Genomic DNA, 14,721 nt, shown 5'->3' with positions numbered 1-14,721 from the left:
CACACCCGTTCCCATACCGAACACGGAAGTTAAGCTCTTTAGCGCCGATGGTAGTTGGGGGCTTCCCCCTGTGAGAGTAGGACGTCGCTAGGCAAAGACAGTCAGCTGTGTGCTGGCTGTTTTTTTTTATGAAAAACCTTAATAATTTATCAATAATTCCGCAAAACTTGCTTAAAATAAGACGAGCTTAATTAATATTTATATTAAATGTAGAAGAAAATTAAAAAGGCAATTTTGAACTCAATATAAAAAAGGGAGAAAAGACTATCGGAGTTGGTAATTCGAAAAATCTGAATTGTCTTTCTTTTATAAGTTTCTTGACAGTAGCTTAGCACGTTGTTAATCTTACAATTAATATTCTTTTAACTATAGGAGGACGTTACGAAAATGTGGGAAACTAAATTTGCCAAAGAAGGTTTAACTTTTGATGATGTATTATTAGTACCAGCGCATTCAGAAGTATTACCGAAAGATGTTGATTTATCAGTTCAACTAACACCGAAGATTAAATTAAATATTCCAATGATCAGCGCAGGCATGGATACAGTTACAGAATCTAAAATGGCAATTGCTATGGCACGTCAAGGCGGTATCGGTATTATCCATAAGAACATGTCGATTGATGAGCAAGCTGAGCAAGTAGAAAAAGTAAAACGTTCTGAAAATGGTGTTATTACAAACCCATTCTTCTTAACTCCGACTCACCAAGTTTTCGATGCTGAGCATTTAATGGGGAAATACCGAATTTCTGGTGTACCAATTGTCGATAGTATGGAAAACCAAAAACTAGTAGGGATCATTACAAACCGCGACCTACGTTTCATTTCTGACTATTCTTTAAAAATTGAAGATGTTATGACAAAAGAAGATTTAATTACAGCTCCTGTTGGAACGACTCTAGAGGATGCTGAAAAAATTCTTCAACAATATAAAATCGAAAAGCTACCAATTGTAGATGAAGAAGGTAAATTAACTGGATTAATTACAATTAAGGATATTGAGAAGGTAATTGAGTTCCCTAACGCTGCAAAAGACATTCATGGTCGTTTATTAGTAGGGGCAGCAGTTGGAGTTTCAAAAGATACGATGATACGTATTGAAAAGCTTGTTGAAGCACAAGTGGACATCGTAGTAATCGATACAGCTCACGGTCATTCTGAGGGTGTATTACAAACAATTCGCTCTATCCGTGAATCTTATCCTGAGCTTGAAATAATCGCTGGTAACGTGGCAACAGCTGAAGGTGCACGCGCATTATTTGGAGCAGGTGCAGATGTAGTGAAAGTGGGTATTGGGCCTGGATCTATTTGTACTACTCGTGTCGTAGCTGGTGTAGGTGTACCACAAATTACAGCTGTTTACGATTGTGCAACAGTAGCTCGTGAGCTTGGTAAAACAATTATTGCTGATGGAGGCATTAAATACTCTGGAGACATCGTAAAAGCTCTTGCAGCGGGTGGTAACGTTGTAATGCTTGGTTCACTTCTTGCAGGTACTTCTGAATCTCCTGGTGAAACCGAAATCTTCCAAGGTCGTCGCTTCAAAGTTTACCGTGGTATGGGTTCAATTGGAGCTATGGAAAAAGGTTCAAAAGACCGTTACTTCCAAGAGGATGCGAAAAAATTAGTACCAGAGGGTATTGAAGGTCGTCTTCCTTATAAAGGGCCTCTAGCAGATACAATTTATCAACTAATCGGTGGTATTCGTGCTGGTATGGGTTATTGCGGTTCAGCTAACCTTGAGTTCTTACGTGAAAATGCTCAATTTGTTCGTATGACAGGTGCAGGTCTACGTGAATCACATCCACATGATGTACAAATCACAAAAGAATCACCAAACTATTCGATGTAATATATTACTAGCAACTTTTATGCTCTCGAATCGTCTACAAAGATGACACGAGGGCATTTTTTTATGATAGAGATTGCGCACGGACGTTACTATATATGATAAAATGTCGAGGATAAGATTATTTTTTTGGAGGGTTTTAAGGGTGAAAAAGACAATGAACACCGTCATTCGCTTACTCCTAATTCCTGTTTTGTTATTTAGTGTTTTAGCAGGTATTCCTGCGAAGGCACATGCAGACTCAGATTTAGGACTACATGTGGATGCTGCGATTTTAATTGACGCAGATTCAGGAAAAATTTTATATGAACAAAATGCTGATACTGCACTAGGTATTGCGAGTATGACAAAAATGATGACTGAATATCTGTTATTGGATGCAATTGATGCAGGTACAGTTAAATGGGATCAGGAATATCATGTAACTGATTATACGTATAAATTGTCGCAAAACCGTGCGTTAAGTAATGTACCATTGCGTAGAGATGGAACTTACACAATTCGCGAATTATATGAAGCGATGGCTATTTACTCTGCAAACGCTGCAACAGTAGCTATTGCAGAAACAGTTGCAGGTACTGAAACTGAGTTTATAAAGCTAATGAATAAAAAAGCAGAAAAGCTTGGTCTTAAAGACTATAAATTCGTGAATTCTACTGGTCTTAACAATTCAGATTTGTTTGGTATGCAGCCAGCTGGTACAGGACCAAATGATGAAAACGTAATGCCTGCTAAATCTGTAGCTAAATTAGCATATCATTTACTAAAAGATCATCCAGACGTATTAAAAACGTCTAAAATTGCAAAAAAGACGTTCCGTGAAGGTACAGAAGATGCAATTAAAATGGAGAACTGGAACTTTATGTTGCCAGGATTAGTGTTCCAATATGAAGGCGTGGACGGATTAAAAACAGGTACAACAGACTTTGCTGGACATTGCTTTACAGGTACAGCAGAGCGCAATGGTACACGTTTAATTTCTGTTGTTATGAAGGCTGTAGATACAAAAGGACAGGGCTCAAGAAAAGCGCGCTTTGATGAAACAGCTAAATTGCTTAACTATGGTTTCTCACAATTCTCGAAACAAGAAATTATTCCAGCGAACTATACGTTTAAAGGTCAAGAAACAGTAAAAGTTACGAAAGGTAAAGAAAACAAAGTAGCGATTGCTGTTAAAGAACCAGTTTCATTTATGGTCAAGTCATCTGAGAAAGATTTATATAAACCTAAACTAGTTTTAGATAAAAAGAGTCTTGAAGCAGAGGTTAAGAAGGATACAGTTGTCGGGAAGTTAGTTATTGAACGCTCAGAGGGCACAGATTACGGTTTTATTGACGGTAAGGACCTTAAAGCCGATGTTGTTACAACAGAGGCTGTGGAGCGCGCTAGCGGTATCTCATTATTCTTCCAAGGTGTTGGTAGCTTCTTCGGAAACTTATGGAGTGGCATTACTGACTTTGTTGGTGGCTTATTTTAATAATTAATAAAGAACACGAGATGTTTTAAAACATCTCGTGTTCTTTTTCACATTTTTACGCTTTTCTACATACGCTATTAGGCGAAAGGATGTGGCTAAATGTGTGGTATTACAGGATGGGCTAGCTTTCAAAAGGATTTAAGAACAAGTAATGAGATTCTAAAGTTAATGACGCAAACGTTAAATAAACGAGGGCCCGATGATGAAAATATTTGGTGTAGTGAGCATATTGCATTTGGCCATCGTCGGCTAGCTGTCATAGATTTAATCGGTGGGAAACAACCGATGAAAAAAGTACATGATGGTGCAAACTATGTCATTACATATAATGGCGAACTTTATAATACAGAAGAATTAAGGAAAGAGCTTCAAAATCGAGGGCATGTTTTTACAACACATTCAGATACAGAAGTATTATTAACTGCTTATATTGAATGGAAAGAGCGGTGTGTTGATTTTTTAAATGGAATTTTCGCTTTTGGTATATGGGATGAACAATCACAATCACTTTTTTTATGCCGAGATCGTCTAGGTGTAAAGCCTTTGTTTTACACAGAACAACAAGACGGCTTACTTTTTGCATCCGAAGTGAAAGCATTATTAGCTCATCCATTGATTAAAACAACCGTTAATACGGAAGGGCTAGCAAATATTATGGCTGTAGGACCGTCTAGAATGCCTGGAAAGTCACTGTTTCAAAATATTAGTGAACTACGTCCAGGATATGCAATGCGTTTCTCTAGAGAGGGTATACGAGTTTGGCAGTATTGGCAGTTACAAAGTAAACGTCATGAAGAGTCATTAGAGGAAACGATCGAGCATGTCCGTTTTTTGCTAACGGATGCTATTGAACGACAGCTTGTTTCAGACGTACCGATTTGTACATTTCTTTCAGGAGGATTAGATTCCAGCATTATTACAGGAATTGCAGCAAACATGTTTCAGCAACAAAATAAAGGTAAACTCCATACGTACTCTATAGACTACGAGGAGAATGAACGTTTTTTTAATCCACATGCTTTTCAAACATCCACGGACACGTATTGGATTCAAAAAATGAAAGATACCTTTAGTACAACACATCATGCTGAGGAAATTTCTCAACAGCAATTAATCGATTTCTTAATAGAATCTGTCATTGTTAGAGATTCACCAGGGATGGCAGATGTAGATTCATCGTTATTATGGTTTTGTCGAGAAATTAAAAAGGATTTTACCGTTGCACTATCAGGTGAATGTGCAGATGAAATTTTCGGTGGTTATCCATGGTTTACGGAAACGACTACAGGTTTTCCATGGATTCGTTCACTGTCTGAAAGATCAACAATGTTACAAGAGCGATGGCGTAAAAAATTAAAAGTTGAATCATATGCACAACAGGCTTATTCACAAACAATTGCTGAAGTTCCATATCTTGATGGGGAAAGTATTGAGGAAGTAAGACAGCGTGAAATGTTTTATTTGAATATGGTATGGTTTATGCAAACATTGTTGGAACGAAAAGACCGTATGAGCATGGGGGCGAGTCTTGAAGTTCGTGTGCCATTTGCAGATCATCGCCTTGTGGAATATACGTGGAATATTCCTTGGGAAATGAAAAATTTAGGCGGTATGGAAAAGGGGTTACTTCGTAAGGCAATGCAACATTTATTGCCAGAAGAAGTTTTATATCGGAAAAAGAATCCGTACCCTAAAACTTATCATCCAGTTTATACAGCAGGCGTTCAAAAATGGCTAAGAGAAATAATGAAGGACAAAAATTCAATTCTTCATGAATTATTTGAACGACAGAAGCTAATAGAGCTAATTGAATCTGGCGGCAGTTCTTTCAAAGTTCCTTGGTACGGACAATTAATGGCAGGTCCACAGCTGTTAGCCTATCTGGGTCAAATTCATACATGGTTTGAATTTTATAATATCCAACTAATTGAATCATAAGAATGAAGATAAAAGAAATACCAATCAACCTTTTAACGTGAGGTTGATTGGTGTTTTTTCTGTATATCCCAACAGTTCATTAGCTTTTCGATAGAAGGTTCAATTTCATGTACAGGTATGCCTCCAAACCCTAGTAAAAATTGAGCTTTTGAGGGTGGGGATTGATCCAGGCGATAATCAGATAGTGGATAGATTCTGATTTCCGCATTGGAAGCAAGCTGCTGTAATTGATTTTCAGACAAAGTATGCTGTACATCGAGTAAAATATGCATTCCTGCTTGCTCACCTGTAATGTTAATTTGATTAGAATAGTTTTCTAAAATAGAAGTAAGTTTTTCATGCTTTTTTCGATAAATCTTCCTCATTCGATTTAAATGCTTTGCAAAATGGCCGTCACGCATAAAATTAGCTACGATATGTTGATCGAAACGAGGTACGGTTGATGAATAGTAATTAAACACATCATTATAAGTAGCAAGTAATTTTGATGGAAGTACAAAATAAGCAACACGTAAGGACGGCATTAGGGATTTTGTAAATGTACTCATATAAATGACCTTATCATTTCGATCTAATGCATGAAGTGCAGGAATTGGTTTTCCAGTATAACGAAATTCTGAATCATAATCATCTTCAATTATGTATCGTGAGGAGCTTTGTGCGGCCCAATTTAAAGCCTGTGCACGTCTTGTAGCCGATAATACTGCACCTGTAGGGAATTGGTGTGATGGTGTGATATAGACAACGTCAGCGCTCGTTTTTTCGAGTTCATGAATGACAATTCCTTCATCATCGACTGCAATTGGATAGACTTTTCGTTTATGCTGGGAGAACATACGATGCACAGCTGGATATCCAGGGTTTTCAAGCGCAAAGCTAGTATCGTCACCAAAGAGGCGCAAGATCATTGGTAGAAGCTGTTCTGTTCCTGAGCCGATGACAATTTGCTCGGGACTACAAACAACTCCGCGTGATTGAAATAAATAATTAGCTATTTCCGTTCGTAAAGATAGTTCTCCCTGAGGTTCACCCGTTAATAATAATTTCTTTGAGGTATCATCAAAGACCTCTTTCGCATATTTCCGCCATGTTTGAAATGGGAAGGCATCAATATCGATAGAACCAGGATTAAAATCGATCTTGTACGATTTTTTCTTAGGTTGTTCGTGTAAAGGAGCTGTTGTGTCCTGCTGAATGTATGGAAGCTCGTCAATTTCCTCTACAAAATAACCGACGCGGGATTTAGACATAATATAGCCTTCTGCAAGTAGCTGTGCATAAGCAATTTCAATTGTTGTTTGAGAAATATTCAAAAAATCTGCTAATTTTCTTTTTGATGGTAATTTTTCTCCTACTGCTATTTTCTTTGTAATAATAGCTTCTTTAATGCCGCTATAAAGCTGATCATAGAGCGGTTTTTCACCATTTTTTTCTAGTTGAAATAATAGCATGTCCATGTTCTTTTATCCTCCTGACCTTATGGTTATTTTATAAACTGGATATTTTTATATGGTCAATTTCGATTATACTAAATTTCATCATAAAGGTGGAGGTTAGAAATCATGAAACAAACAGGTACAGAATTAGTGAAGCGCGGTATGGCGGAAATGCAAAAGGGTGGCGTCATTATGGATGTTATTAATGCAGAACAGGCGAAAATTGCGGAAGCGGCAGGAGCTGTAGCTGTCATGGCATTAGAACGAGTACCATCAGACATTCGCAAGGCTGGTGGTGTTGCACGTATGGCTGATCCTCGTATTGTCGAGGAGGTATTGGGGGCAGTATCCATTCCTGTCATGGCTAAAGCACGTATTGGACATATTGTAGAAGCAAGAGTGTTAGAAGCAATGGGTGTCGATTATATTGATGAAAGTGAAGTATTAACTCCAGCAGATGAAGAGTTTCATTTATTAAAAAGTGATTACACGGTGCCCTTTGTTTGTGGGTGTCGTGATTTAGGAGAAGCAGCTCGACGTATTGGTGAAGGGGCTTCCATGCTACGCACTAAAGGGGAACCGGGAACGGGTAATATTGTAGAGGCTGTTCGTCATATCCGTAAAGTAAATGCACAAGTACGTAAGGTAGTTGGTATGACAGAGGACGAATTAATGACAGAGGCTAAATTGCTTGGTGCCCCGTTTGAATTATTAAGAGAAATCAAGCGTAATGGCCGTTTACCAGTCGTGAATTTTGCAGCGGGTGGAGTTGCTACGCCAGCAGATGCAGCATTAATGATGGAGCTTGGAGCTGACGGTGTATTTGTTGGTTCTGGTATTTTCAAATCAGAAAACCCAGAGAAATTTGCTCGTGCAATTGTTGAAGCCACTACACATTATAAGGACTACAAACTAATTGCTGAGATTTCAAAAGAGCTAGGCGTTCCGATGAAAGGCATCGACATTGCACAGCTTAGTCAAAATGAGCGTATGCAAGAGCGAGGCTGGTAAGATGAAGCGAATTGGTGTTTTAGCATTACAGGGAGCGGTGCGAGAGCATGTGCAAATGTTAGAGGCTCTCGGATGTGAAGCTGTCTTAGTAAAACAAAGAGCTGATTTAGAGAAGCTTGATGGGCTTGTCTTGCCTGGCGGAGAAAGCACAACGATGCGCAAATTGCTGAATCGATACGAGCTATTAGAGCCAATTCGCACACTAGCACAGCAAGGTTTACCGATGTTTGGGACATGTGCGGGCTTGATTTTACTAGCAAAGGAATTAGTGGATTATGAATCACATTTAGCTGTAATGGATGTGGTAGTTGCGCGAAATTCTTATGGGCGTCAGGTAGATAGCTTTGAAGTGAAGCTCGACATACCGAAAATAGGTCCTGCCATTCCGGCTGTCTTTATACGCGCTCCACATATTGTTTCCGTAGGTGAAGGTGTTGAAGTATTAGTAGAGCATGACGGGAAAATCGTGTTAGCAAAAGATAATCATTTATTAGGCTGTTCCTTCCATCCTGAATTAACGGCAGACGCACGAATTCTTGAATATTTTGTATCTTTTATGGTATGACTTGCAAAATCTCATCTCATATAGTACAGTATGGATAAATTTAAATAACTGAACACGATGATGGGAAGTAGTAACAAGCACGTTTTTTTTAGAGAGTCAGCGGGTGGTGGAAGCTGATAAAAGCACTTGTGAATCCGTCCTGGAGTTGCGCAGTCGAAGTGAATGAAGTAGGCTGTCGCCGGCTGAAATGCCGTTATGAGATAAGTGGATTAGACAAAGTACAAAGTGTCTAGTCAATTAGGGTGGCAACGCGGGTAGCTCTCGTCCCTTTTGGGGATGAGGGCTTTTTTGTGTTTTCTACTAACTATTTTCCCATCATTAAGAATCTACTGGAGGTATGACGATGTTAGATATTAAACGCGTGCGCGACAATTTCGCGGAAATTAAAGAAATGCTATTAACACGTAATGAGGATTTAGGAAACTTAGACGACTTTGAACAATTAGATGCAAAGCGTCGTGAATTAATTGCAAAAACAGAAGAGCTTAAAGCTGAACGTAATAAAGTATCTGAGCAAATTTCTATCATGAAGCGTAATAAAGAAAATGCGGATGAAGTTATTGCACGTATGCGTCAGGTTGGCGATGAAATTAAAGAGCTAGATGTCCAATTAAATGATGTAGAAGAACGCTTTAAAGATATGATGATGCGTTTACCAAACATTCCACATGCATCTGTACCAGTTGGCACAACAGAGGACGATAATGTAGAGGAATATACTTGGGGTGAGATTCCAACATTTGATTTTGACATTAAAGCACATTGGGATATCGCTACGGATTTAAAAATTGTAGATTTTGAACGTGGTGCAAAAGTGACGGGTAGTCGTTTCTTATTCTATCGAGGACTTGGAGCTCGTTTAGAACGTGCATTAATGACGTTTATGATGGATTTACATGCAGAAGAGCATGGCTATGAAGAAATGCTACCACCTGTAATTGTCAATCGTGATAGCTTAACAGGTACAGGACAACTACCTAAATTTGAAGAAGATGTCTTTAAATTAGATGACACAGATTATTTCATGATTCCAACAGCAGAAGTACCTGTGACAAACTTCTATCGTGATGAAATTTTACCAGTTGAAGCATTACCACAGGGCTTTGCAGCATACAGTGCATGCTTCCGTTCAGAAGCGGGTTCTGCAGGTCGCGATACACGTGGTTTAATTCGCCAACACCAATTCAACAAAGTAGAATTAGTACGCTTTGTAAAACCAGAAGAATCTTATGAACAGCTAGAATTATTAACAGGCCATGCGGAAAAGGTACTGCAATTATTAGGATTACCTTACCGCAAACTCAAAATGTGTACAGCTGATTTAGGCTTTACTGCAGCGAAAAAGTACGATTTAGAGGTATGGATTCCAGCTCAAAATATGTACCGTGAAATCTCTTCATGCTCTAACTTTGAAGATTTTCAAGCACGCCGAGCAAATATTCGCTTCCGTCGTGAGCCAAATGCAAAACCAGAGTATGTACACACATTAAACGGTTCAGGTCTTGCAATCGGTCGTACAGTAGCAGCAATCTTAGAAAACTATCAACAAGCTGATGGAAGCGTAGTGATTCCTGAAGTATTAGTTCCATATATGGGCGGTAAAAAAATAATTGCCCCAAAATAAATGAAGTCGGCTCTGCACCGAAAGCAAAGCGGCTGACGAAAAGAAAAAACTACTGTTGAAAATCTAATCTCAACAGTAGTTTTTCATTTTTAAAAGTAGGTTAGCGAGGTCGAACTCGATGTTTCACAGAGAAATTATGTTCATTAGAAAGCAAGTAAATAACGCCCTCTATAAAGCCTATAAATGCTGGAATATATGTCCAGAAGAAGATGAGGTACAATATACCTTGTCCAATTTTCCCTAAGTAAAATTTATGGATTCCGATTCCACCTAAAAAGATAGCAAGTATCCCTGCGACCGTTTTATTTTTTATTGGCCAAGAGGGGTCAATGCCATCATACATAGGGGCTGAATATTGGGGCTGTGTTTGATATACAGGCTGTGAATGCTGTTGATAGATTGGTTGCTGTACAATTTGCTGTTCTTTTTGGAAATTGAATTTTTCACCACAATATTTACATTGAGCTAATGTGACATCAGCCGGTGCACCACATTGTGGACATTCGATATTTTTCATGTCAATGTCTCCTAATCAATGATATTTGTTTAATTTACATTTTCCGATGAATTGTTTTTAACTACACTGTAATTATTATCTATTGAATTGATTTGACCGGAGCACCGCAGTTATTACAAAATTTCGAAGTAACATCTAGTTCTTGTCCACATGAACAAACCGGCTTGTGTAAACTAATTCCACAAGAACAACAGAATTTTGATGATTCTTCGTTTTCACTCTGACAAGAATGACATGTAATGATCTGACGCGTTAAATTTTCACCACATAAGTTGCAAAATTTACTAGTAGATGAGATATTACCATGGCAAGAAGGGCATATTTTATGTGTGATATTATTACCGGGATGCTGTACTTGCTGGTTCATCATTGTGATCATTCCTTGCCCTACACCTAAGCCAACTCCACCAGATGCAAATAACCCAGCTACTCCATTTTCATTTGATGCAGCAGATTCATATATATCGAAGCTACGTTGTGTTACATAACGATTGTCACCCATAATTTCGAATTTAGCTTTATCTTGTAAAATTTCATTTATTTTATCGAAATCTTCCTCTGGGAAATTAATTGATTGAATATGGAAATGGGCCATTATAAAACCATACGCATTGAATTCTTCAGATATTTTTTCTTTTAAACTACTTGAAATATTATGAAGCTCTGTTGTTATTTCTAGTGCAGAGATTTTCTCATGAATAATTTTATTTGCAAGTTCAGTTTTTATGGATGTAATAAGAGAACCTTTAAAGTAATCTTGTACTTTTTCGAAACTAACAATATCATCTTTATTCATAGAGCCTATAACTTCTGTAAAGAATAATAAGTAATCATCAAGACGAAGGGACAGTTGCCCAAACGCTCGTATACGTAATTTTACAAAGTATTTTGGGTCAATTAGTTGAATAGGATCAGAAGTTCCCCAATATAAATCTAATTTTACCGTTAGATTTATAAAGTAGATTTCTGCTGAAAAAGGTGTATCCCCTCCATAAGCAAAATTCACAACATGATGAAGTAATGGTAAGTTATTGGTTGATAAAACATGCGTACCTGAATTAAACACATCACATATTTGCCCACCCTTTACAAAAATAGCTACTTGACCTTCGTTGACGATAAGTGTAGTACCTAACACTAGCTTTTCACTCGGATGTTTGTAGATTAACCAATCGCGTGAGCGTAAACCATCGAACTTCACTCTATCAAAAATAGGCATTAAAACATTACCTCCCCATTAATTACCTTTTAAATTAAATTATTACTAGTTATATTTTCCCTTTTCAGTTTATGCATGTCAACGATTTATGTGTATTGAAATTTTTCTTTAGGTTAGCCAGTAATGTACTTGCTATATTGCTTTTTCCATTTTTTTTAGATTGGCGTATTTAAAAACATTATTGTTATGAATATGTTGTCGCTATTACGACATATTTCATATATATGCTATCCCCTAATCATAGAAAAGAAGGTGCCTCAAACTGAGACACCTTCTTTGTATGTGAAATTTTTAAAATTTTTCATTTTCAACAATTAAAGCTTGTCGCGCTTTTTTCTCGGCTTTTTTTCGTTCACGTAAAGCTCGGAAAAAATCGGTTAAGATTTGTCCACATTCCTCAGCTAAAATTCCTTCTGTTACTTCACATTCATGATTAAAGCGTGCATCGTTTAATAAACGATAGAGTGAATCTACACAGCCAGCTTTTATATCTCTTGCACCATATACAACACGCGGCACACGAGATTGTAAAATGGCACCCGCACACATAGGGCAAGGTTCAAGCGTCACATAAAGTGTTGTTTTTTCAAGACGCCAGCTACCTATTTTTTTACAAGCCTCTTGAATAACCATTAGTTCAGCGTGCGTCGTTGCGTTTTGTGTTGTTTCTCGTAAATTATGAGCCCGTGCAATAACCTCTCCATCGCAGACAAGCACAGCTCCTATCGGCACTTCCCCAAGTAAAGCTGCTTTTTTAGCTTCTTCCAGTGCACTGTTCATAAACAATCGGTCTGTTTCAAAAATATCCACTATGATCTCTCCTTATCATTTAGTGTATCTTGCTTAATTGACAATTGCTACTATCAAATATGTCTCAGCACCATTGTTGCTGTCGCTTCGCTTTCGCACAGATAAACAATGCGTCCGGATTATGTAAGAAGTTAAAACGTTGACATATCCAAAATAACCGCCTATATTTATATATGAACACATGCTCATATATAAATATAGATAGGTAGAGGTCAATAAAATGGATGAAAAATTACGAAATACAGAGGTTCATGATAACAAAGGACAACATTTAGACGAAGAGACACTATTCGTCGTGTCTCAAACATTTAAAGCTTTAAGTGATCCGACGAGAATACGCATTTTGAATTTATTGTGTACGGATGAGCATTCAGTTAACGACATTGCTGAGATTTTAGATTTAGGTCAATCAACAGTTTCACATCAATTACGTTTTTTGAAAAATTTACGGTTAGTGAAATATAGAAGGGAAGGCACAACCTTATATTATTCAAAAGATGATGATCACATTATGAATTTGTTAATGCAAGCTATTGAGCATGCTACGCATAACTAGAGCTAATGGAGGGATAAAAAATGGGACATAATCATGATCACAGCCATGACCATACACATGGCGCAAATAAAAAGGTGTTAATCTTATCATTTATTATTATTACGAGTTATATGGTTGTTGAAGCGATTGGAGGCTATATAACAAATAGTTTGGCTCTTTTATCCGATGCAGGACATATGTTAAGTGATTCGATTTCATTAGCAATAGCTTTACTTGCTTTTATATTTGGAGAAAAGGCTGCGAGCTATAGTAAAACGTACGGTTATAAACGATTTGAAATTTTAGCGGCGGTATTAAATGGTGTGACTTTAATTTTGATTGCTCTATTCATTTTCTATGAGGCAATAAAACGTTTTGCAAATCCACCAGAAGTGGCAACTACAGGGATGCTAATTATTAGTACAATCGGTCTTTTGATAAATATTTTGGTAGCTTGGATTATGATGCGTGGCAGTGATACAAAAGATAATTTAAACATGCGTGGAGCTTTTTTACACGTATTAAGCGATATGCTTGGATCTGTAGGGGCCATCGTTGCCGCACTATTAATGATGTTTTTTGGTTGGGGCTGGGCTGATCCACTTGCGAGTGTTATTGTTGCAATATTAGTATTAAGAAGCGGCTACTATGTAACGAAAGCTGCTGTCCATATTTTAATGGAAGGAACACCTTCAAACGTAGACGTTCAGGAAATTATACAAACTATTGTACATACCAATGGCGTTCATAGCATTCATGATTTACACATTTGGACAATAACAAGTGGAACAAATGCGCTTTCTTGTCATGCAGTTGTTGCTGATCACCTAAAAATTGTGGATAGTGAGAATATATTACGAGAAATTGAACATAATCTTGAGCATAAGGGCATAAAGCATGTAACGATTCAATTGGAAACAGTAGCGCATAAGCATGATAATTCGATTTTGTGTACAATAAAAAATGAGCAATCGCAGCATCACCATCATCATTAATTAGTTTTTTAGTTCATTTAAAATTTTTTAGCTTTACATACCCTTCGTGGGTATGGTACTATGTTTGTGAGTAGGAGGTGCATTTATGGAGGATATAGTGAAAGAAGATGCTTGTCATACAGATGAAGCTACGTCGTGTCGAAAAAGCCATCATCCTGAACGCGTTAAAAAGGATTTAACGACTCGTTTAAATCGAGTTGAAGGTCAAATCCGAGGTATTAAAGGGATGATTGACAAAGACGTTTACTGTGATGATATTATTACGCAACTGTCTGCCACACAGTCTGCCTTGAATAGTGTAGCAAAGATATTATTAGAGGGTCATTTAAAGGGTTGTGTAGTAGATCGCCTATCAGAAGGTGATGAGGCAGTGTTAGACGAATTAGTAGTGACTATTCAAAAGCTAATGAAAAAGTAAAATTTTTTTAATAAATATATACCCCTATATAGTATCTAAATTAAAGGAGAGATATTTTATGCAAAACGTAACTTTAAACGTACAAGGAATGTCGTGTGGACATTGTGTAAATTCAGTAGAAAAAAATGTTGGAGCTTTAACTGGTGTTGAACAAGTAAAAGTAAACTTGGCTGATGGTTTAGTAGATGTAGCATTTGACGAAACACAAGTATCTCTAAACCAAATTAAAGAAACAATCGACGATCAAGGCTATGACGTTAAATAATATAAGTAGGGTGCTCTTGTAGCACTCTCTTATTTTCAAATAAATATACCCCCTGTTGGTATA

At 37.4% G+C, this 14,721-nt stretch carries 14 protein-coding genes, 1 rRNA gene and 1 other annotated feature; of the genes, 11 read left to right on the top strand and 4 right to left on the bottom strand.

Translation table 11 applies throughout. The features are described from left to right. The 4 genes from rrf to asnB form a co-directional block, all read left to right on the top strand. A 5S ribosomal RNA gene (rrf, locus tag ACIQLB_RS24085) occupies positions 1 to 93 on the top strand; the annotation flags it as partial. 294 nt (positions 94 to 387) lie between these two features. After that, positions 388 to 1,851: an IMP dehydrogenase gene (gene guaB, locus ACIQLB_RS24080; RefSeq protein WP_400731228.1), complete on the top strand. Its 1,464-nt coding sequence runs from the start codon at positions 388 to 390 to the stop codon at positions 1,849 to 1,851. 142 nt (positions 1,852 to 1,993) lie between these two features. Next, the gene (locus tag ACIQLB_RS24075; protein WP_400731227.1) at positions 1,994 to 3,325 is read left to right on the top strand and encodes a D-alanyl-D-alanine carboxypeptidase family protein; all 1,332 of its coding nucleotides are present in this window, start codon (positions 1,994 to 1,996) and stop codon (positions 3,323 to 3,325) included. Between the two features lie 99 nt (positions 3,326 to 3,424). Beyond that, positions 3,425 to 5,263 (top strand): asparagine synthase (glutamine-hydrolyzing), encoded by a 1,839-nt coding sequence (gene asnB, locus ACIQLB_RS24070; RefSeq protein ID WP_400731226.1) that lies wholly within the window; start codon positions 3,425 to 3,427, stop codon positions 5,261 to 5,263. Between the two features lie 32 nt (positions 5,264 to 5,295). Here the strand turns inward: asnB and pdxR are convergent, their stop codons facing one another. Beyond that, a complete protein-coding gene (gene pdxR, locus ACIQLB_RS24065) occupies positions 5,296 to 6,720 on the bottom strand; it encodes a MocR-like pyridoxine biosynthesis transcription factor PdxR (protein ID WP_400731225.1) in 1,425 nt (474 codons plus the stop codon). A gap of 105 nt (positions 6,721 to 6,825) precedes the next feature. Between pdxR and pdxS the strand changes: the two genes are divergently transcribed. The 3 genes from pdxS (at position 6,826) to serS (ending at position 9,899) form a co-directional block, all read left to right on the top strand. Then, positions 6,826 to 7,710: a pyridoxal 5'-phosphate synthase lyase subunit PdxS gene (pdxS, locus tag ACIQLB_RS24060; protein WP_400731224.1), complete on the top strand. Its 885-nt coding sequence runs from the start codon at positions 6,826 to 6,828 to the stop codon at positions 7,708 to 7,710. A gap of 1 nt (position 7,711) precedes the next feature. Further along, positions 7,712 to 8,275 carry a pyridoxal 5'-phosphate synthase glutaminase subunit PdxT gene (pdxT, locus tag ACIQLB_RS24055; protein WP_400731223.1) on the top strand — a complete coding sequence of 188 codons (564 nt, stop codon included), beginning with the start codon at positions 7,712 to 7,714 and terminating at the stop codon, positions 8,273 to 8,275. A gap of 48 nt (positions 8,276 to 8,323) precedes the next feature. Then, positions 8,324 to 8,547: a binding site (T-box leader), on the top strand. Between the two features lie 71 nt (positions 8,548 to 8,618). After that, positions 8,619 to 9,899: a serine--tRNA ligase gene (gene serS, locus ACIQLB_RS24050; protein WP_400731222.1), complete on the top strand. Its 1,281-nt coding sequence runs from the start codon at positions 8,619 to 8,621 to the stop codon at positions 9,897 to 9,899. 100 nt (positions 9,900 to 9,999) lie between these two features. Here the strand turns inward: serS and ACIQLB_RS24045 are convergent, their stop codons facing one another. The 3 genes from ACIQLB_RS24045 to tadA form a co-directional block, all read right to left on the bottom strand. Then, complete coding sequence (locus ACIQLB_RS24045; RefSeq protein WP_400731230.1) at positions 10,000 to 10,242, bottom strand: TM2 domain-containing protein; 243 nt, start codon at positions 10,240 to 10,242, stop codon at positions 10,000 to 10,002. Between the two features lie 253 nt (positions 10,243 to 10,495). Continuing rightward, positions 10,496 to 11,635 (bottom strand): SPFH domain-containing protein, encoded by a 1,140-nt coding sequence (locus tag ACIQLB_RS24040; RefSeq protein WP_400731221.1) that lies wholly within the window; start codon positions 11,633 to 11,635, stop codon positions 10,496 to 10,498. A gap of 291 nt (positions 11,636 to 11,926) precedes the next feature. Next, positions 11,927 to 12,445, bottom strand: coding sequence for a tRNA adenosine(34) deaminase TadA (gene tadA, locus ACIQLB_RS24035; RefSeq protein WP_400731220.1), 519 nt, complete (start codon positions 12,443 to 12,445; stop codon positions 11,927 to 11,929). 220 nt (positions 12,446 to 12,665) lie between these two features. Here tadA and ACIQLB_RS24030 point away from each other — a divergent pair, with 220 nt between their 5' ends. The 4 genes from ACIQLB_RS24030 to copZ all read left to right on the top strand — a co-directional run bounded on the left by ACIQLB_RS24030 (position 12,666) and on the right by copZ (position 14,658). Then, positions 12,666 to 13,001 carry an ArsR/SmtB family transcription factor gene (locus ACIQLB_RS24030; protein ID WP_400731219.1) on the top strand — a complete coding sequence of 112 codons (336 nt, stop codon included), beginning with the start codon at positions 12,666 to 12,668 and terminating at the stop codon, positions 12,999 to 13,001. 20 nt (positions 13,002 to 13,021) lie between these two features. After that, positions 13,022 to 13,975, top strand: a complete 954-nt coding sequence (locus ACIQLB_RS24025) for a cation diffusion facilitator family transporter (protein WP_400731218.1) — start codon at positions 13,022 to 13,024, stop codon at positions 13,973 to 13,975. 85 nt (positions 13,976 to 14,060) lie between these two features. Continuing rightward, positions 14,061 to 14,393 carry a metal-sensitive transcriptional regulator gene (locus tag ACIQLB_RS24020; protein WP_400731217.1) on the top strand — a complete coding sequence of 111 codons (333 nt, stop codon included), beginning with the start codon at positions 14,061 to 14,063 and terminating at the stop codon, positions 14,391 to 14,393. A 58-nt stretch (positions 14,394 to 14,451) separates the two neighbouring features. Next, positions 14,452 to 14,658 carry a copper chaperone CopZ gene (gene copZ, locus ACIQLB_RS24015; RefSeq protein WP_400731216.1) on the top strand — a complete coding sequence of 69 codons (207 nt, stop codon included), beginning with the start codon at positions 14,452 to 14,454 and terminating at the stop codon, positions 14,656 to 14,658. The last annotated feature ends 63 nt before the right edge of the window (positions 14,659 to 14,721 follow it).

The sequence above is a fragment of the Lysinibacillus sp. NPDC092081 genome (assembly GCF_044755845.1).
GTDB lineage: Bacteria > Bacillota > Bacilli > Bacillales_A > Planococcaceae > Lysinibacillus.
Note: the sequence above shows the minus strand (reverse complement) of the source record. Positions and strands in the feature narration are given on the sequence as shown.

Excerpts from the sequence above, each read along its gene's own strand:
- pdxT (WP_400731223.1), top strand. The coding sequence starts at position 7,712 with ATGAAGCGAATTGGTGTTTTAGCATTACAGGGAGCGGTGCGAGAGCAT.
- ACIQLB_RS24020 (WP_400731217.1), top strand. The coding sequence starts at position 14,061 with ATGGAGGATATAGTGAAAGAAGATGCTTGTCATACAGATGAAGCTACG.
- ACIQLB_RS24030 (WP_400731219.1), top strand. The coding sequence starts at position 12,666 with ATGGATGAAAAATTACGAAATACAGAGGTTCATGATAACAAAGGACAA.
- serS (WP_400731222.1), top strand. The coding sequence starts at position 8,619 with ATGTTAGATATTAAACGCGTGCGCGACAATTTCGCGGAAATTAAAGAA.
- copZ (WP_400731216.1), top strand. The coding sequence starts at position 14,452 with ATGCAAAACGTAACTTTAAACGTACAAGGAATGTCGTGTGGACATTGT.
- asnB (WP_400731226.1), top strand. The coding sequence starts at position 3,425 with ATGTGTGGTATTACAGGATGGGCTAGCTTTCAAAAGGATTTAAGAACA.
- pdxS (WP_400731224.1), top strand. The coding sequence starts at position 6,826 with ATGAAACAAACAGGTACAGAATTAGTGAAGCGCGGTATGGCGGAAATG.
- ACIQLB_RS24040 (WP_400731221.1), bottom strand. The coding sequence starts at position 11,635 with ATGCCTATTTTTGATAGAGTGAAGTTCGATGGTTTACGCTCACGCGAT.
- ACIQLB_RS24045 (WP_400731230.1), bottom strand. The coding sequence starts at position 10,242 with ATGTATGATGGCATTGACCCCTCTTGGCCAATAAAAAATAAAACGGTC.
- guaB (WP_400731228.1), top strand. The coding sequence starts at position 388 with ATGTGGGAAACTAAATTTGCCAAAGAAGGTTTAACTTTTGATGATGTA.
- pdxR (WP_400731225.1), bottom strand. The coding sequence starts at position 6,720 with ATGGACATGCTATTATTTCAACTAGAAAAAAATGGTGAAAAACCGCTC.
- ACIQLB_RS24025 (WP_400731218.1), top strand. The coding sequence starts at position 13,022 with ATGGGACATAATCATGATCACAGCCATGACCATACACATGGCGCAAAT.